Annotated in this window: 15 protein-coding genes and 1 rRNA gene; 7 read left to right on the top strand and 9 right to left on the bottom strand. The window is 43.0% G+C overall.

Features of this window, described 5'->3' with window-relative positions; genetic code table 11:
* From LX64_RS15735 to LX64_RS15715, 4 genes are all read right to left on the bottom strand, one after another.
* Positions 1–158, bottom strand: a 16S ribosomal RNA gene (locus tag LX64_RS15735); the annotation flags it as partial.
* 877 nt (positions 159–1035) lie between these two features.
* Positions 1036–1791, bottom strand: coding sequence for a tRNA pseudouridine(38-40) synthase TruA (gene truA / locus LX64_RS15725; RefSeq protein ID WP_111598615.1), 756 nt, complete (start codon positions 1789–1791; stop codon positions 1036–1038).
* A gap of 80 nt (positions 1792–1871) precedes the next feature.
* Complete coding sequence (locus LX64_RS15720) at positions 1872–3431, bottom strand: DUF4476 domain-containing protein (RefSeq protein ID WP_158538639.1); 1560 nt, start codon at positions 3429–3431, stop codon at positions 1872–1874.
* A gap of 90 nt (positions 3432–3521) precedes the next feature.
* Positions 3522–4046 (bottom strand): biotin/lipoyl-containing protein, encoded by a 525-nt coding sequence (locus LX64_RS15715; RefSeq protein WP_111598613.1) that lies wholly within the window; start codon positions 4044–4046, stop codon positions 3522–3524.
* A gap of 124 nt (positions 4047–4170) precedes the next feature.
* Between LX64_RS15715 and LX64_RS15710 the strand changes: the two genes are divergently transcribed.
* Positions 4171–6735, top strand: a complete 2565-nt coding sequence (locus LX64_RS15710; protein WP_245952699.1) for a M1 family aminopeptidase — start codon at positions 4171–4173, stop codon at positions 6733–6735.
* A 119-nt stretch (positions 6736–6854) separates the two neighbouring features.
* Here LX64_RS15710 and LX64_RS15705 read toward each other — a convergent pair whose 3' ends face one another.
* Positions 6855–7649 (bottom strand): hypothetical protein, encoded by a 795-nt coding sequence (locus LX64_RS15705; RefSeq protein ID WP_148707341.1) that lies wholly within the window; start codon positions 7647–7649, stop codon positions 6855–6857.
* Positions 7650–7863: 214 nt separating this feature from the next.
* Between LX64_RS15705 and LX64_RS15700 the strand changes: the two genes are divergently transcribed.
* From LX64_RS15700 to LX64_RS15685, 4 genes are all read left to right on the top strand, one after another.
* The gene (locus LX64_RS15700) at positions 7864–9183 is read left to right on the top strand and encodes a gluconate:H+ symporter (RefSeq protein WP_111598611.1); all 1320 of its coding nucleotides are present in this window, start codon (positions 7864–7866) and stop codon (positions 9181–9183) included.
* 87 nt (positions 9184–9270) lie between these two features.
* Complete coding sequence (locus LX64_RS15695; RefSeq protein WP_111598610.1) at positions 9271–9735, top strand: RidA family protein; 465 nt, start codon at positions 9271–9273, stop codon at positions 9733–9735.
* A 12-nt stretch (positions 9736–9747) separates the two neighbouring features.
* Complete coding sequence (locus LX64_RS15690; RefSeq protein ID WP_111598609.1) at positions 9748–10854, top strand: D-TA family PLP-dependent enzyme; 1107 nt, start codon at positions 9748–9750, stop codon at positions 10852–10854.
* 24 nt (positions 10855–10878) lie between these two features.
* Positions 10879–11958, top strand: a complete 1080-nt coding sequence (locus LX64_RS15685) for a dipeptidase (RefSeq protein ID WP_111598608.1) — start codon at positions 10879–10881, stop codon at positions 11956–11958.
* A 60-nt stretch (positions 11959–12018) separates the two neighbouring features.
* Here LX64_RS15685 and LX64_RS15680 read toward each other — a convergent pair whose 3' ends face one another.
* The 4 genes from LX64_RS15680 to LX64_RS15665 all read right to left on the bottom strand — a co-directional run bounded on the left by LX64_RS15680 (position 12019) and on the right by LX64_RS15665 (position 14979).
* Positions 12019–12978: a hypothetical protein gene (locus LX64_RS15680; RefSeq protein ID WP_148707340.1), complete on the bottom strand. Its 960-nt coding sequence runs from the start codon at positions 12976–12978 to the stop codon at positions 12019–12021.
* Between the two features lie 56 nt (positions 12979–13034).
* Entirely contained in the window at positions 13035–13802 is a 768-nt protein-coding gene (locus tag LX64_RS15675) for a TPM domain-containing protein (RefSeq protein ID WP_111598606.1), read from the bottom strand.
* Positions 13803–13847: 45 nt separating this feature from the next.
* Entirely contained in the window at positions 13848–14309 is a 462-nt protein-coding gene (locus LX64_RS15670) for a TPM domain-containing protein (RefSeq protein WP_111598605.1), read from the bottom strand.
* An 85-nt stretch (positions 14310–14394) separates the two neighbouring features.
* A complete protein-coding gene (locus tag LX64_RS15665) occupies positions 14395–14979 on the bottom strand; it encodes a LemA family protein (RefSeq protein WP_111598604.1) in 585 nt (194 codons plus the stop codon).
* A gap of 330 nt (positions 14980–15309) precedes the next feature.
* Between LX64_RS15665 and LX64_RS15660 the strand changes: the two genes are divergently transcribed.
* Both LX64_RS15660 and LX64_RS15655 read left to right on the top strand, forming a co-directional pair.
* Positions 15310–15774, top strand: coding sequence for a response regulator (locus LX64_RS15660; RefSeq protein ID WP_111598603.1), 465 nt, complete (start codon positions 15310–15312; stop codon positions 15772–15774).
* A gap of 90 nt (positions 15775–15864) precedes the next feature.
* On the top strand, positions 15865–17235 hold the full coding sequence (locus LX64_RS15655; RefSeq protein ID WP_111598602.1) for a dipeptidase: 1371 nt from the start codon (positions 15865–15867) through the stop codon (positions 17233–17235).
* Positions 17236–17982 lie beyond the last annotated feature (747 nt).

Here is a 17982-nt window from a genome sequence, read left to right as displayed (position 1 = left end):
CCCTGGGCTATCCCACTCTTGAAGGAAGGTTGCGTACGTGTTCCGCACCCGTTTGCCGGTCGCCGCCCATGTATTGCTACACTGCGCTGCCCCTCGACTTGCATGTATTAGGCCTGCCGCTAGCGTTCATCCTGAGCCAGGATCAAACTCTCCATTGTAAAGAAGTTGTTTGAACTGGCTAATTACTCTCGTAATTAGACGTGTCAATTAATGTTTTTCGCTAACATTACCTGTTATTTTGATCTCTACTTGCGTAAAGATCGATGCTGTTGTTTCCAAACTTTCAAAGATCTTGTTCGGTTCACTTTTGAACCAAATTTGCGAGTGTTTAGGTTGCGAACCTGTAAGCCTTGCGCTACACTTGATCGTTATTTTAAGAACTGTTTTCCGTTTGATTGGGAGTGCAAAGGTAGTAAACTTTTTATCACTTCCAAATTTTATTTTTATTATTTTTTCGAACTCATTTTTCAAAAGTAAAACTTCTTGAAACCTTTACCCAGCCTGCGTTGCAAGCTTTTGTATTCGTCATAAAAATAAAAGGAAAATATCGTCGTAAAGAGCTGTTGTATGCGTGCTTTCTATCAAAGCGGGATGCAAAGGTAGGGAAGTTTTCGTTACAGCCAAATATATTTTGAGTTTTATGGAAGATTATTTTTCAAAATGGCCGTGGTGGCTAATTCCAGAAGATAAGTTTTTTCGAATGATGTATAGATTCTGCTTGAATTATACTGCTAACGGTGAAGAATACACGAAGTTTTAATCAATCAATGCTCTTTTTATTACTACATATGCCACGCATTCGTACGCTTTCATTCCTTATCAAAAGCTATCTCATTATATACTATATACCTGTAGCAACATCCCTTTATAATATTATATACTAGTAACTGTGTTCATACTCCGCTAATTGATGCCCTATATTATGAACATATTTGGGATAACATTGGAAGAACATTCAACAAATATGTGGATATATTACTCGTATAATATAACCCATTGAGCCTTCAATACATATCAACTCCCCCATTCACTACCTTAAAATACCTTCTCCATTACCAAATCTGCCGGGTAAGCTACTTCCATTAAGCATAATCCTTGTGGCGGTACGGCGAAATCTGCATTCGAACAATCCCTACTCAATATCACTTCTTCAAATTGCTCCAATGTTAACCTACCTCTACCCACGCGCAGCATTGTTCCCACTAAGCCCCGCACCATGCCCCGTAAGAAGCGGTTGCCTTTTACATAGTATTTTAAATGCTGATCGTTTTGCTCCCAGTAAGAGTGCAGAATGGTGCAATTAAAGGTATGCACCTGCGTGTTGCGCTTCGAAAAGGTTTCAAAGTTCGTATGCTGCATCAATATTGTAGCGGCTGCTTGCAGTAAATCAATGTCTACTTTATAAGGGAAATAATAACCACGATCCTGGAAGAAAGGGTCTTTATACGTAAAGAGCGTGTATTCATATGCACGGCTGGTAGCGGCAAAACGACTATGGGCTTCGTCATCAACTTTGAAGAAGTTGTTCACCACAATGTCGCGCGGTAACAAAGCATTCATCTTATAGGTTAGCTGCGGATTCAATTCCCCTTCAAAATCAAAATGCAAGAAGTTCTGCTTGGCATGCACGCCTGCATCTGTACGACTCGAGCCCGTAGTTTGAATGGTGGTACGTGCCAAGGTCGACAAAGCCTTGTCTATTTCTCCTTGAATAGACAGTCCCGTGTCTTGCACTTGAAACCCATTATACTTCGCCCCCATATAGGCCACATCTATAAAATACCTCGCCATAGTGCGCGAAATTAGTAAAAAATAAAAGTCCCGGCACATGGCCGGGACTTTCTATATCTTATTATATGATCTCTCTACGTTTATTTCCTCACCAAGGCTTTGAAGCGGCCGATATAATAATCGTCTGACAATATATTACCTAATGATTTAAAGTTTTCCGAGTCGAAAGTTCTAGGATACGCCGCGTCTAAGAAGCTATAGCGGGTATCATCGCTGGTGAACAACTGGGCCAAAGTGCGCACTTGTTCTGTAGATACACATACATTACGGGTGTTCTTTTTGAAAACATCCACCATATCTGCTTCTTTCTTCGCACCCGACATCTTACGCACTAGCTTTCTCAAATCTTCACCTGCCAAAAGGTTTTGGCAATCGGAGTTGATCATGCGTACATCATCTGCCGTATTTTTCTTTTTCTTATCTGTCTTTTCTGCTTCTTTTACGGTTTCGGTTGTCACTACTTCTCCAGTATCCGTTACGATATTACCATCTCCCATGCTTTCTACTTCTACCGGCTTATCTTCTCTTTTCTTCTTTTTCTTAGCTGGTTTTTCTACCGGAACAGCTACCTCTTCTGAAGCTACTGCCACTTCTTTAACAGGCTTCGCAGTGGCTTTCTCCTCCCCGAACTCAATGAAATCGGGTTCCTCGGTAGGGCGTTTCTTTTTCGTTTTCTTCTCTTTCTTCACCGATTTCTCTTCTCCACTCACCTCTTTTGCTTCTTCCGACGTTGTTCCTACTGTTTCGTAAGGTTTTGCTACATCGGCTTCAGCAGCTTTTGCCGCTTTCTCTTTTTCCAATTCTGCATTCTTAGCTAACTCGGCAGCGCGTTCTTCTTTAGCAGCAGCCTCGGCTTTTGCAGCCGCTTCCGCATCCTTAGCGGCTTCTGTTGCAGCAGCTGCTTTTTCATCTTCCATTACGGAAGCTAATAGCTGTTGCTCTTCATCAGATAGGGGCGCTTTTGGTGTTTTAGGCTTTGTAGATTTCTTTTCTACGGCTTTTTTTACTGTGGCGGCGCTATCTACCTTGGCAGAAGAATCGGGCAAAGCACTAAATTCTTCATAAGGACGATCGTCGTGTACTACTTTATCCAACGCATCTGAGAACTTTGTGCCTTGTTTTTTCGCAGGTGCAGGCGGCGTTACCACAGGAACTACCACTGCTTCGGCCGCTTTCGCGGTTTCGGTAGCAGCAGTACCCACCTCTTCTGCTGTTGTAGTAGCCTTTTCCGCTGTTTTCTCTACTACTTGCTCCACGTTTTCCGTAGTACTAGCAGCTGTATTTTGTGCGAGCGCGGTTTCTTCTTCTACCGGCTTTTCGGCTTTTTTATGCTTAGAACCGGCTTTTACTACACCAAAGGTTTGCAGGTCGTACAACGAGAATTCCTTCTCGCCTGTATTTTTCAGCAAGTAGCCTCTATCGCGGGAGCCTTGTAAGTTGATCGTGAATTGTTGCTCGGGTACCTCGTTTTTCGGGAAACCGATTGTAACGGGTACGTCGCCCTGCGGGATCTTGGAAAGGATTAAATAGCCCTTCACAGAAGAGCTGATCACCTTTCCTTCGTACTTCACATAAAACGGCTGGTTACGTTCACTTTGAATATAGATGTAATACGATGGATCTTGGGCGGCCAACTTCATGCCTATAAGTAGGCATAGAAAAAGATATGATATTTTTTTCCAGTATAAATGCATAATGAATTCTGTCCTATATAGCTATTGTTGCAAATATTATTCCAGCACGATCAAAACCTCTCCTTTTTCTACGGCCGTACGTTCGGTTACTTTAATTTCTTTCACTGTTGCATCACTTGTAGCCTTGAAAACGTTCTCCATTTTCATGGCTTCTAATATTAATACAGGGTCGCCCTTTTTAATTTGTTGACCTGCCGATACCAGTACTTTTAATACTAGGCCCGGCATAGGCGCTTTGATATCGTTTACTTTTTTCGCCATGGCGTCTTTGATACCCATTGCGGTAAGTAAACGGTCCATAGGCTCTTCTATACCTACTTCATATAATTTATTATCGATCTGAACAGTCACTTGTTTCGCCTCTTTATCCACCTTAACCACTTGTGCTACAAAACTTTGATCGCCCATTAAAACGCTAAAACTTCCTGAAGGCAGGGTTTCGGTACCCCAAGCTACGGGTTGCCCGTTCACATTCACCTTTTGCTGGAACCCATTGCTGGATGGGGTTTTAGAGAATTCCACCTCTACCGGTGTTTGACCATTCACAGTTGCTTTTATCATATGGATGTATTGCTATTCTCACAAAAATAACAATTTTAACCGCTTGCGATCATTTTGGGCCATTTGTTTAAATTTGACCTCCGTCGTAATAGGCGACCCTTTATTTTTGATTAAAACAACATTCATGGATCAATTACCAAGTAAAAGACTGCTAAGTTTCCTCGTTGCAGCTACTATGGCGGGTGTGAGCATCATCCCGCAGGTGGCTACAGCGCAAACGAAAGAAGCAGATGCAGACCCGGCGCTTAAGATCTACAGAGCTTCGGCAACCAAAATCAACGACCTCGTTAACACCAAGCTAGATGTACGTTTCGACTATGCTAAACGCTACCTTTATGGAAAGGCATGGATTACCCTGAAACCTCATTTTTACGCTACCGATTCTTTAAACTTAGATGCTAAAGGCATGGATATTAAAGAAGTAGCGATTGTAACAGCCGGTAAAAAAACGCCTTTAAAGTACAAGTACGACGGCTGGAATTTGTTGATTAACCTCGGCAGAACCTTTACCAACAAAGAATCTTACACCATTTACATCGACTACACCGCGAAACCCGATGAGCTAAAAGTACAAGGTAGCGCGGCTATTAACGATGCAAAAGGTCTTTATTTCATCAACCCCGACGGCAAAGATCCTAAGAAACCGATCCAAATCTGGACACAAGGCGAAACAGAAGGATCTTCCGCATGGTTCCCAACCATCGACCGCCCGAACCAAAAAACTACGCAAGAAATTGCGATGACCGTTGAAAACAAATACACAACGCTTTCTAACGGTAAGTTGATTAAATCCACTAAAAACACCGACGGTACCCGTACCGACGTATGGAAAATGGATCTTCCGCATGCCCCATATTTATTTATGATGGCAATCGGTGAGTATGCTATTACAAAAGATACCTGGCGCGGTAAAGAGGTAAACTACTATGTAGAAAAAGAATATGCGCCACATGCGAAAGCCATTTTTGGTAATACACCTGAAATGTTGACGTTCTTTTCTAAAGCTACCGGTGTAGATTACCCTTGGGTGAAATATTCTCAAATCACAGCGAAAGACTATGTTTCTGGCGCAATGGAGAATACAACCGCTACTTTACACGGCGATTTCGTACAGAAAACTGACCGTGAATTGTTAGACGATCATGATATGACGGTTGAGTCGGTAATTGCACACGAATTGTTCCACCAATGGTTTGGCGATTACGTTACAGCTGAATCATGGTCTAACTTAACGGTGAACGAATCATTCGCTGATTATTCTGAGTATTTGTGGTTCGAACACAAATTCGGTAAGGATATGGCCGATGATCATCACTACAAATCCATGCAAGGCTACATGAACCAAGAGGCTTATAAGCCGAATTTACACCTGGTTCGTTTCCATTACCACGATAAAGAAGATGTGTTCGATGCTGTTACTTACCAAAAAGGTGGCCGTATTTTGAACATGTTGCGCAATTACGTAGGCGATAGCGCGTTCTTCAAATCGTTGAATAAATATCTTACCACCAACGCCTTTAAAACAGGTGAAGCACACCAATTGCGTTTAGCATTTGAAGATGTGACAGGTGAAGACTTGAACTGGTTCTGGAACCAATGGTATTTCAGCGGTGGTTTCCCAACCTTAGATATTAACTATGTGTACGACGATGCGAAGAAAACGGTGCAAGTAATTGTTGCACAAACGCAGAAGGCCGACAAAGTTTACCGCTTGCCAATGGCGATCGATATTTATGAAGGCAACAACAAGGTGCGTCATAAAGTAACGGTTGAAAACAAAGTAGATACATTTACTTTCAACTACAACACGCGCCCAAGCTTCGTAAACGTAGATGCCGACAAAGTATTGTTAGCTACTAAAACAGATCGCCGCGATTTAGAAACGTACATCTTCCAATTATCAAAAGCGCCCAATTACTTAGATCGTAGGGAAGCGATTGAAGTGTTATTGAAACAACAAACAGCGAACAAAGAAGCCTTGAATGCTTTGGCCGGTGCGTTGAACGATAAATTCTTCGGTTTGCGTGCGATGGTCATTAATGGTTTGAAATTAGATAATGCTGATGTTAAAGCTGCCACAGAAGCTAAATTGAAAACATTAGCTACAAACGATCCAAGCTCATTAGTACGTTCTGCTGCTATTAAACAATTAGCGAAATTGAAAGATGCATCAAATGCTGCGATCTTCGAAAAAGCTATTTCAGATAAATCTTACTTGGTAGCCGGTACTGCTTTGAATGCTTTGGCTGATATCGATTTGAAGAAAGCGTATCCTATTGCAAAATCAATGGAGAAAGACATGAAAGGTGCCTTATCTGCTGCGGTTGCTTCTGTATATGTGAAGAATGGCAATGATGCCGATTACAAATTCTTCGCTGATAAATTTGATGAGGCTTCTGGTCAAGATAAATTCCAAATGTCGATCCAGTACATCACTTTGTTGAGCCAAACGAAAAGCACTGCTTTCTTCACGAAAGGTGTAGATCAAATTAAAGCGATGGCAGATGAGTACAAGAATCCAAACTTGAATGCTTACTTCGTTCGTTCTTTCGAAACAGTTGTTACGAAGAAAAAAGAAGCAATTGCTGCTGCTGCAGATAATCCATCTTTAGCGAAAGATTTACAAACACAAATCGATTACTTACAAAAAACAATCACAGCGTTAAAAGCGCCTGCGAAAGAAAACTAGTCGATCTTGTTCGCACAACTGAAAACGCCCTCTCTAGCTGCTAGAGAGGGCGTTTTTGTATCCATAAAAAAGTTCTTGCTGCTTTACAACAAGCACTCCTATATACTTATCCAGTGCTATCAATCTACACCCACAATAAACTCGTTGAACTGTGTAACAAAATCATTGAGTGCCGTAGTATCGGTGCTGTTTACATTGAGGAAATTGTAGCCCAATTCCAGCGCGGTATCTATTTTATCGTTTACGTGCATTACGCGCGAATGTACTACGCCTAGCAAGTTATCACCTTTGAATACGAGTAAGATTCTCCAACCAGCCGAAGCATCGGTCATCCAATCGTCGTAATACTCATAAGTTTTCCAGTTTGTACCCAATACATCGGTTTCGCGCAATTGGTAGCTGGCAATAAAGGGTTGAAGGTCTTGCTTGGTAATATTATTGTTGCCTTTGCTTTGGAGCAGGTTCGACAAGTAATTTTCGATAATAGTACCGCGTTTAATGTATTTCGCTTCAATATACCCGGTTAGTTCACCATCGCTGGAGCCTACTTCTAAATTAGATTCGGCTTTCCCGGCAACTTGATCATTTATTTTAATATCTGCACCTTTCGCGATGAACAGGTTAGTTGCTTCCTCGTTTGTTAATGAAGCATGGATACCGATTTGGCACCAGCCATTTTCTGTAATGGTGGTGGTAACGGGTACATCATCTTGCAACGTAAACAATAATTTACCATTCACACCATCGTATACGTTCACGGAACCGGCCACTCTTTCGGAAAGAATGGGTGTTTTACGATCGTCGGCCTCGTGTTGGGCGGCGATCGCAGCGGAATCTGTTGTTGGCGTGGTAGTGCCGTTATTACAGGCTACCGCACACATCACTACAATTGCTAACGGGAATACTCTTCGCATAGTTCACTTATTAATCTACTGTCTTTTATAGTTAAGGTTACCGGTATGGACGCGCTTCATATGATTGAAAAAAATGAAAGCGGGCGGTCAAGGTACAATTATTTTTCTTTGTAGGGGAAAGGAAAATAATTTTAACAAAGCATTTCGCGTTGCTTTATAAATTCCCAACTATTATCTTTAAGGTTATCACTTAAAGACTTTATAAATTCCTGGTATGCTGCTAATTCTTACAATTCTCGGCTTTATATTACTGCTTGTATTATTGATTGTATGGGCGAAGATCGACACCTTTCTATCGTTCATTATTGTGAGTATCGTTATCGGCTTAACGTGTGGATTAGATACGCCTACCTTAAGTAAATCCTTGCAAACGGGCCTTGGTAAAACCCTTGGAGGTTTGGTAATGATTCTCGGTTTTGGTGCCATGTTGGGTAAATTGGTGGCCGACAGTGGTGCGGCGCAACAAATTACACAATCGATGATCCGCTTGTTTGGTGTAAATAACATTCGTTGGGCGATGGCCTTTGCCGGTTTGCTAGTAGGTATCCCCATGTTCTATACCGCCGGTTTCGTGGTGGTTATTCCGCTCATCTTTGCCGCGGGTATAACCTCTCGCCTTCCCCTCTTGTATATCGGTATTCCTATGATTGCCGCCTTAAGCGTTTCCCATGGCTTTCTACCGCCACATCCTTCCCCTACAGCTATTGCCTCTTTGTTAAACGCAGATATTGGTAAAACATTGTTGTACGGCTTAATCGTGGCCATCCCAGCTATCGTACTAGCAGGGCCGGTGTTTAGTGGTACTTTGAAGAAAATACAGGTCGATCCTTCTAACAATATGCTGAATATACAGCTTCGCCCTGCGATTGAATTACCAAGCCTAGGTATTAGTCTCTTGGCCGGCCTTATGCCGCTTATTGTATTGGCTGTTACCACGGTAGCCAAACCTTATTTACCGGCAGATTCCGTTATCGCTAAAATCAACGGCTTCATTGGCGAACCAAATATTGCCATGCTCTTATCATTATTAGCAGCGGTGTATTTACTGGGTATTCGCCGTGGTCAAAGCATGCAAAAGGTGATGAAATCGCTCGAAGAATCGATTAAAAATATTGCACCTGTACTGTTAATTATCGCGGGTTCGGGGGTATTTATGCAGATGATGACCGATGTGGGTATTAATGATAAGATTGGTAACATGTTACAAACAGTGCCTATTTCTCCATTGATCCTTGGTTGGATGATTGCTGCTATCATCCGTGTATGTATTGGCTCGGCCACGGTAGCGGGTATTACAACTATCGGTATTTTACATTCGCAAGTAATTGCCAGCGGTACTTCTCCAGAATTAATGGTATTATCCATTGGCGCCGGTAGTTTAATGTTCTCGCATGTGAACGATGGCGGCTTTTGGTTGTTTAAAGAATATTTCAACTTAAGTATAAAGCAAACCTTTAAAACTTGGACGGTGATGGAAACGATTGTTTCTGTTGTAGGCCTATTAGGGGTTTTAATATTAGATCTCTTCGTGTAGAAAATTTTCTTTTGTAAGAAGGGATAATAATGGCAATTGATGCGTAATTATGCAAACGAACATTGTAGACATATAAAATTATATAAGATGACAGCAACGCAAAACTTCGAACAATTAGGCTTGGAATTACCACCGGCGCCAGCGCCAAAAGGTGTGTATAAACCATTGCTGGTAGTTGATAAGATGGTATATGTATCGGGCCACGGTCCTGTACAAACAAATGGTGAATTGATTTTCGGGAAAGTAGGCGTTGACTTGGATGCTGAGGCGGCGAAATTGGCTGCGCAACAAGTGGGCTTAACGATCTTGTCTACAATTGTAACGAACTTGGGTTCTTTAGATAGAATTAAACGCGTGATTAAAGTATTGGGTATGGTGAATGCTACACCAGACTTCGGTCCACATCCATTCGTTATCAACGGTTGTAGTGAATTATTCGCAAAAATCTGGGGACCAGAAAACGGTATTGGCGTACGTAGTGCCGTAGGGATGGGTTCTTTACCAGAGAATATTCCTGTTGAGATTGAAGTGCTTTTTGAATTAGCCGACTAATATCATTCGCTTATGGATACCGGTAACTGGTACGAATTCCAAGTACCTGCAGATATCGACAGCCCCGCATTATTAATCTATAAAGATCGTGTTGCACAAAACATCGACACCATGATTAGTATTGCGGGCGATCCCGCGAAGCTGATGCCACATGTAAAAACGCATAAGCTCAAAGAGATCGTACAAATGCAGCTCGACAAAGGCATCACCCGCTTTAAATGTGCAACTATTGCCGAAGCGGAAATGGTAGCCGATGCCGGCGCCGCTTTTGTTTTACTCGCTTACCAAGTGATTGGTCCCAAGCTGAATCGCTGGTTATCTTTAGTACAAGCCTACCCAAAGGTGCAATTTGCCTCGGTAGTAGATAACGAACCCGCCGCGCAAGCACTCAATAATACCTTCGCAGCCACCGGGCTCACCGCGCAAGTATATATCGATATCGACAATGGTATGCACCGCACAGGCATCAACCCCACCGATGCATTTACCTTGTACGAACAAATTGCCCAGTTAAAACATCTACGCCTATTGGGTTTACATGTATACGACGGGCATATTCGGGAAGTAGATTTCGACAAGCGTACTGCTATTACCAACGAAGCATACGCCCCGGTAGCTTCCCTCGTTCAACAAATAATAAACGCACACTACCCTACTCCAGGAATTGTTGTAGGCGGTACACCCACGTTTACCGTGCATGCCAAACGCCCCGGCGTTATTTGCAGCCCGGGTACTTGTTTGTTGTGGGACGAAGGCTATGGTAGTTCTTTACCAGAACAACCCTTTCTGAAAGCTGCCGTGTTGTTTACCCGCGTGATTTCACAGCCTATTGCAGGCCGTGTTACTACCGACCTCGGGCATAAAGCAGTTGCTGCCGAAAATACCATCGATAAACGCGTAGCATTCTTAAACTTGGCCGATTACAAAGTGATCTCCCAAAGTGAAGAACACCTAGTGGTAGAAACCGCTACGCCATTACCAATTGGCGCCTTGTTATTCGCTGTGCCTTTCCATGTATGTCCATCAGTTGCGCTGTATAACGAAGCGCATATTATCGAGCATGGACAATACACCGGTACATGGCGTATTACAGCACGCCAAAGGAAAATCAACATCTAATTCAACCACGATTAATCGCCTTTTATGCATTCATTAATATTTGATGCACACCTCGATTTAAGTATGAACGCGATGGAATGGAACCGCGACTTAACGCAATCCGTTCCGCAAATTCGCAAAAGAGAAGAAGGTTTACATGATAAGCCCGACCGTGGTCGTGGTACCGTATCCTTCCCGGCTATGCGTGAAGGCCGTGTAGGTTTGTGTGTAGCTACGCAAATCGCACGCTTCGTAGCACCTAATAACCCGTTACCAGGTTGGCATTCGCAAGAGCAGGCATGGGCACAAACCCAAGGTCAACTCGCGTATTACAAAGCCATGGAAGCGAAAGGCGAAATGGTACAGATTACTACCGCAGCACAATTAAAAGCGCACGTAGAATTGTGGGAAGCCGCGCAAGACACGAGCACATTGCCAATTGGGTATATACTCAGTTTGGAAGGTGCCGATTCTTTTTATGATTTGTCGTGCGTAGAGAAAGCTTACAACAATGGGTTGCGTGCCGTGGGGCCCGCTCACTACGGCCCTGGTGTGTATGCTTTTGGTACCGATTCTACCGGCAGCTTAGGCGTGAAAGGCAAGGCATTGTTAAAAGAGCTGGAACGTTTCAATATTATTCTCGATGCTACGCATTTGTGTGATGAATGTTTCTGGGAAGCGATGGATGCATATGCAGGTCCCGTTTGGGCATCGCATCATAATTCACGGAGCATTGTAAATCATAATCGCCAGTTTAGCGACGAGCAATTTAAAGTACTCATTGAAAGAGGTGCCGTTATTGGTGCTGCATTTGATGCTTGGATGTTAGTGCCGAACTGGGTACGCGGGGTTAGTACGCCGCAATCTACCGGTGTTACCATGCAAAACGTAGCAGATCAAATCGATCATATTTGCCAGTTAGCGGGTAATAGTCATCATTCGGCGATTGGGTCTGATTTGGATGGTGCATTTGGTACAGAGCAATCACCGGGTGATTTAGATACCATTGCCGATTTGCAAAAGCTCCCTACCATCTTGCAACAACGCGGTTATGCGCAGCAAGACATAGATAACATCTTGGGAAAAAATTGGATTAATTTCTTAGTGAAAGCATGGGGTGCTTAATTGCCTTCCTATAATTTGAAAGTATGTAAACGGTCTTTACGATATTGTAGAGGCCGTTTTTTATTGGGCCACTTGGTCGATGGTTACCACTTCATTTGTATCGTTATGATAGCGGAACGGGGTTTTATGTAAGTGAATGCCCCCGAGCCAGATTTGTTGAAAATCGGCATAGTGTAAATAATTTTCCTCACCCGATAGTACTTCCTTCCCCAAAGAGGTGATGGCCAACATTTGGTCTTTACTTTCCATTACGCCCGCATGACGCATACGTTGTGAATATATATCGAGTTGAAAATCGCCGAATCCCAAAATACGCAGTTCGTTCCAGAAGAGTTGGTATAAGTCGTACCAGCGGGCTTGTCCTAATGCTAAGCGATGCAGGAAAAACTGGTGAATAATATTCAACCCGTTAAACGTATTGGGCAAGCGTTGTAAGTGTGCAGCCAAAGCTGTACCGAGAAAAGGCAAAGCGGGTGATGTTTCTGTTACCAACGCTTCGATGGCGAATGGATTGTTGCCGCAATAGGCTTGCCAAGCGCGGGTAGCGAGCATAATATCATCGTCCTTTACTTCCTTGCGTTGTTCGAAGAGTGTTTGTAATTGCTGGGCGGAAGCGGAGCCTAGGCCTTTAAAGTTTTGCGTATTGGGTTCATCGCCAACGGAAACAATGCTGATTTTTGAAAAGTTGGTGGGGAGTTGTTGTAAGTAATGTAGGCAGAATAAGAGGTTGATTTGGCAGAACAAGTCGAATTCGAACCACAAAACGATTTCATCCGAATCTTTCGCGTTGTGGAGTTTTAAGAATTCTTCCACTACGCGCGTTTGGTAAATCTGCTGGTCGATGCCATATACTTGTTGGACATGCACCGAACGTTCTTCGAAAAAGGTAAGTACGTTCGGCGCGTCCGTCACGCGACCTTCACATAGCATTTCTCTACAAATGACCACTTCGCCGGGTATCCCGCTTTCTTGGAAAGTGGCTAGCATTGCATCTCCATTCAGAATGTGTAAGTATCGCATGGTTAATTATTTTTCAATGGAACGAAAGCGTTCATCATTCACCTGCAGCAAATTGCTTACCAGCTTCCCGAGGCACCGCCACCGATACTGGAACCACCGCCCCAGCCACCGGAGCCTCCTCCGAAACCGCCGCTGCTACCGCCTCCGAATCCACCGCCACCACCGAAGCCGCCAAAACCACCAATGATAGGGCCGCCCCAGCCTCTACGGCTGTACGTTCCGCCACCACCGCGACCACCACGTGATGCGAGGGCCACAATAATGATGATAATAACTAAAATAATGAGGAAGCCACCGCCTCCTTCACTATCCTTTTTGCGTGGGATGCCTTTGTATTCGCCGGCTGCTGCTTTTATGATTAAATCCGTGGCTTCATCTAAGCCTTGGTAATAATGTCCTGCTTTAAAATTTGGTTGGATCACGTTTAGTATGATCCGGTTGGCAATGGCGTCGGGAACAGCCCCTTCTAAGCCCATGCCGGTCATAATCTTGATCTTACGATCATTCTTCGACACTAATATCAATAACCCGTTATTCTTCTCTTTTGTTCCAATACCCCAATCACGAAATAACTTCAAGGCATAGTCGTGTACATCGTAACCATCTAAATCGTTTACCGTTACGATGGCTATTTGGGTGGAAGTAGAATCTTCATAGGCCCTTAATTTGGCTTCGAGTTGTTCATCTTCCGTACGCAGTAATAAGCCTGCGTAATCGTTCACCAATTGCCAAGGCTTTGGTGGAGAAGGGATGTTCTGGGCCGATACTTGCAGTACCGTAGCTATTAAAAATAGGCTTGCTAAAAACCTGCGTAATATCTTCATGATGTTAATCTGCTGGATCAATAATATACCCGGGCGTGTTGGTTGTTAATGGCCAAACACGATATCATCGGGTAATTCGTTCTTATCATCTTCGTTATCGTAAGGAAAATGTTGTTGTAACGATTCTCCTATTTCCTTCACACAAGCAGAAATACCTTCAATAATTTGTTCGGCACCGAAATGCGTGCGTAAAAGATGGGCTTCTTTATGCCAGAAATCTTGGCCAACTTTCGTATGAATACCTTCATCACCGAAAATAGCGAATTGGTGATCGGCGAGTGCGAGGTATAACAATACCCCGTTACGATGTTTCGTTTGGTTCATTCCCAATCCTGCAAACACTTCTTTGGCCCTGTCGATCGGGTCGACGTAGGTGCAACGACTTTCCACGTACACCCTAATTTCGCCGGAAGTAAGTCTTTCGGCAATGCGGATCGCTTGTACGATGTGCGCTTGTTCTTGGTCGTTGAAGAGTGGCTTTTTCTTTCCCAAGGAAAATAAACCCATAGGTAATAAATTAAGAGGCAATAAATAAAAGGAAGGGAAAGCATACGCTATTCCCTTTCCTAAAAATGCTATATGTGAAAAACGATTATTTACCGAAGTCAACTTTCGGCGCTTTTTCAGCACCTGGGTCTGAGGCGAAATAACCTTTTTGTTTGAACCCGCTGATACCTGCGATAATGTTACCAGGGAATACGCGCACGGCTTTGTTGTATTCGGTAACAGATACGTTGAAATCGCCTCTTACGGTAGCGATACGGTTTTCTGTACCTTCAATTTGTGCTTGTAAGTCGCGGAAGTTTTGTACAGATTGCAAGGTTGGGTAGCTTTCTGCTACGGCTAATAAACGACCTAAAGATTGACTTAAGGCGCCTTGTGCTTTCTGGAATTCTGCGATTTTTTCTGGTGTAAGATCATCGGCATTGATTTGCACTTTCGTAGCATTTGCGCGTGCTTCTACCACTTGCGTAAGTGTAGATTGTTCGAAGTTAGCAGCTCCTTTAACAGTAGCTACGAGGTTGTCGATCAAATCTGCACGGCGTTGGTATTGTGTTTCCACGAGACCCCACTTTTGCTTCACATTTTCTTCCAATTTTACTAAACTGTTGTATTTGTTACATCCGACGAATCCTAGGAGAACTAATACAACAATGGCAATAATACCAGCTTTCATATTCCTAAATTTAAATTGTATACAGATAAAAGGTTATTGTAACGAACTGATTGAAATTACGTAAAATTCAACATACTTCTCTCATATTCAGTCTAAATGTAATGTTAATTTCACTTAATTTGTTGGGTGGAATCTCCAAATTGCACAAATTCAATGTGAATTATTTATATGATTACGTACATTTGAATACAGTGAATTGTATCTTGAGTAGCCGACAACATTTCGCACGTTCAGCATACGCTTCCGTTTAATTAACAATCCAGTGGATTTCATTGTTTGTAACTCATTAATTTTTATTAAATTACTAGCCAGTACTACCACCTAATTAGAATGAGTGCTCAACATATTCGCATCCTATACATTGATGATGAAATTCATAACTTGAATGCTTTTAAGGCTTCATTCAGAAGATTGTATACCGTTACAACAGCAGAATCTGCCGAAGACGCTTACAAGATTTTAGAAACGAATGAATTTCACATTATTATCTCCGATCAAAGAATGCCAAAGATGACGGGGATCGAGTTTTTCGAGTCTATTCTTGACAAGTACCCGGAACCTATCCGCATATTGTTAACCGGCTATGCCGATATTAACGCGGTGATTGATGCCATTAACAAAGGCCAAGTGTATAAATATTTCTCTAAGCCTTGGAACGAAGATGAGCTGAAACACAATATCGAAAAGGCGTATGAAGTATATGCTTTGCGTAAAGAAAACCGCGAGTTAACCGAGAAGTTATTGGATGTGAATGAAAAGCTAGAGTTCCTGCTCCGCCAAAAATTAATTTCATAGTACTTTCTCCACCGATTTTTTTACTGATCGCGCATTGGGTTGTCATTTTCCTTTAAATTGCACCCATTGTGAACGATTAATCATAGCATCATGCAAGTTTGGAAAGAATACCAAGCACAACACAAAGATCGCTTCCTGCAAGAATTACTCGATTTATTGAGAATCCCTTCTGTAAGCGCAGATTCACGTCATAACGACGATACAAAACGTTGTGCTGAAGCGGTAAAAGAGCAATTGATAAAAGCTGGCGCAGATAACGTGGAAGTGTGCCCAACGCCCGGTCACCCCATTGTTTACGGCGAAAAGATCATTGACCCGGCTTTGCCGACAGTATTAGTATACGGTCACTACGACGTACAGCCGCCAGATCCATTGGATTTATGGCATAGCGGTCCGTTCGAGCCCGTTATTAAAGACGGTAAAATCTACGCCCGCGGTAGCGCCGATGATAAAGGACAATTCTACATGCACGTGAAAGCATTCGAAACCTTAATGGCTACGAATACTTTGCCTTGCAACATTAAGTTTATGATTGAAGGGGAAGAAGAAGTAGGTTCATCGAACCTGGGTCCATTCCTCGAGCAAAATAAAGAACGTTTAAAAGCCGACGTGGTATTGATTTCCGATACCTCAATGATTAGCTTGGAAACACCTTCTATCGACACCGGCCTTCGTGGTTTGGCGTATATGGAAGTAGAAGTAACCGGCCCTAACCGCGATTTACACTCAGGTGTATACGGTGGTGCTGTAGCGAACCCTGCTACGATCTTAGCTAAAATGATAGCTTCATTACACGACGAAAACAACCATATCACGATCCCTGGTTTTTACGATGGTGTAGTAGAATTATCGGCAGCCGAGAGAGAAGCCTTGAACAAAGCACCGTTCGACGTAGAAGAGTACAAGAAAGACTTAGGCGTGAACGATGTATGGGGTGAAAAAGGTTATACCACTATTGAGCGTACCGGTATTCGTCCTACCTTGGAAGTGAACGGTATTTGGGGTGGTTACACTGGCGAAGGAGCAAAAACAGTATTGCCATCTAAAGCGTTTGCGAAAATTTCTATGCGCTTAGTACCTGGGCAAGATTGGATTAACATCTCCGAGCTTTTCAAAAAACATTTTGAAGCTATTGCACCTAAATCTGTACAAGTGAAAGTAACGGCACACCACGGTGGTAGCCCTTATGTAACACCAACAGACAGCATCGCTTTCAAAGCGGCTAGCCAAGCCATCGAATCTACATTCGGTCAAGCCCCTATTCCAGTAAGAGGTGGCGGTAGTATTCCGATTGTAGCCTTATTCGAAAAAACTTTAGGATTGAAAACTGTATTACTTGGATTTGGCCTAGATAGTGATAACTTGCACTCGCCGAACGAGAAATATGATTTAGCCAATTTCTATAAAGGCATCGAAACTATACCTTATTTCCACAAACACTTTGCGGAGTTAAGTAAATAAACAGTGAGCAATCATTGAATTTAATTGGGACAAAAGCCATCTCTTCGGAGGTGGCTTTTGTATTTGAGGGTGATGGGTGTGAGCGTTTTCACCTCTCACCTACTTTACTTGCGGCGCTCCGTTTGTAGGATTTGGCGCTATTGGGCTGTGTTCAAAGCAGCTAAACACATCAACCATGTGCCCTTTACATAGTAGCGACAATCTACCACTACAGCCCCTTTGCTATTCCTAGTTGGCGGAAACAAACAATCATGTCAAAGAACTTACACCGGTTACTCAACGAATGTAGGCCAAGCCTTTGGTTTTAAAAAACGGCGTGCCGGAATGTGCCGCTTTTAACCGCTTTATGCCGGTTTATGCCGAATAATGCCGAAAAGTGCCGGTTTATGCCGGAATGTGCCGGAAAATGCCGTTTTTTGCCATTACTGCGTTATGAAGTACACTCAAAAAATCGAGTAAAATCAAGGCTTTCAGCATAAAAATGTCGACAAACGACTTACTGAGCCCTTGAAAACACTGGGAAAAGTGGGCAAAATGTCGGAAAAGTGTCGATAAAAGGCTTACTAACCCCTTACAAATACTGGGTACGAGTCGGTGGAGAGTCGGTGAGATGTCGGTGAAGCCCTGGGAAACTCTCGGAAAATGACCGAAACAAAGAGCACAAACAGGCGTTTTCACTGCGAAAAAAGTGAAATTCTGTTGAGCAGGCTTTTTGTAATTACTTGTGAATAAGTTCGTTAAAAGGGC

It is taken from the genome of Chitinophaga skermanii, from assembly GCF_003259335.1.
Classification (GTDB): domain Bacteria; phylum Bacteroidota; class Bacteroidia; order Chitinophagales; family Chitinophagaceae; genus Chitinophaga; species Chitinophaga skermanii.
Note: the sequence above shows the minus strand (reverse complement) of the source record. Positions and strands in the feature narration are given on the sequence as shown.

Excerpts from the sequence above, each read along its gene's own strand:
- LX64_RS15695 (WP_111598610.1), top strand. The coding sequence starts at position 9,271 with ATGACAGCAACGCAAAACTTCGAACAATTAGGCTTGGAATTACCACCG.
- LX64_RS15655 (WP_111598602.1), top strand. The coding sequence starts at position 15,865 with ATGCAAGTTTGGAAAGAATACCAAGCACAACACAAAGATCGCTTCCTG.
- LX64_RS15705 (WP_148707341.1), bottom strand. The coding sequence starts at position 7,649 with ATGCGAAGAGTATTCCCGTTAGCAATTGTAGTGATGTGTGCGGTAGCC.
- LX64_RS15670 (WP_111598605.1), bottom strand. The coding sequence starts at position 14,309 with ATGGGTTTATTTTCCTTGGGAAAGAAAAAGCCACTCTTCAACGACCAA.
- truA (WP_111598615.1), bottom strand. The coding sequence starts at position 1,791 with ATGGCGAGGTATTTTATAGATGTGGCCTATATGGGGGCGAAGTATAAT.
- LX64_RS15710 (WP_245952699.1), top strand. The coding sequence starts at position 4,171 with ATGGATCAATTACCAAGTAAAAGACTGCTAAGTTTCCTCGTTGCAGCT.
- LX64_RS15700 (WP_111598611.1), top strand. The coding sequence starts at position 7,864 with ATGCTGCTAATTCTTACAATTCTCGGCTTTATATTACTGCTTGTATTA.
- LX64_RS15665 (WP_111598604.1), bottom strand. The coding sequence starts at position 14,979 with ATGAAAGCTGGTATTATTGCCATTGTTGTATTAGTTCTCCTAGGATTC.
- LX64_RS15660 (WP_111598603.1), top strand. The coding sequence starts at position 15,310 with ATGAGTGCTCAACATATTCGCATCCTATACATTGATGATGAAATTCAT.
- LX64_RS15685 (WP_111598608.1), top strand. The coding sequence starts at position 10,879 with ATGCATTCATTAATATTTGATGCACACCTCGATTTAAGTATGAACGCG.
- LX64_RS15675 (WP_111598606.1), bottom strand. The coding sequence starts at position 13,802 with ATGAAGATATTACGCAGGTTTTTAGCAAGCCTATTTTTAATAGCTACG.
- LX64_RS15680 (WP_148707340.1), bottom strand. The coding sequence starts at position 12,978 with ATGCGATACTTACACATTCTGAATGGAGATGCAATGCTAGCCACTTTC.
- LX64_RS15690 (WP_111598609.1), top strand. The coding sequence starts at position 9,748 with ATGGATACCGGTAACTGGTACGAATTCCAAGTACCTGCAGATATCGAC.
- LX64_RS15715 (WP_111598613.1), bottom strand. The coding sequence starts at position 4,046 with ATGATAAAAGCAACTGTGAATGGTCAAACACCGGTAGAGGTGGAATTC.
- LX64_RS15720 (WP_158538639.1), bottom strand. The coding sequence starts at position 3,431 with ATGAAGTTGGCCGCCCAAGATCCATCGTATTACATCTATATTCAAAGT.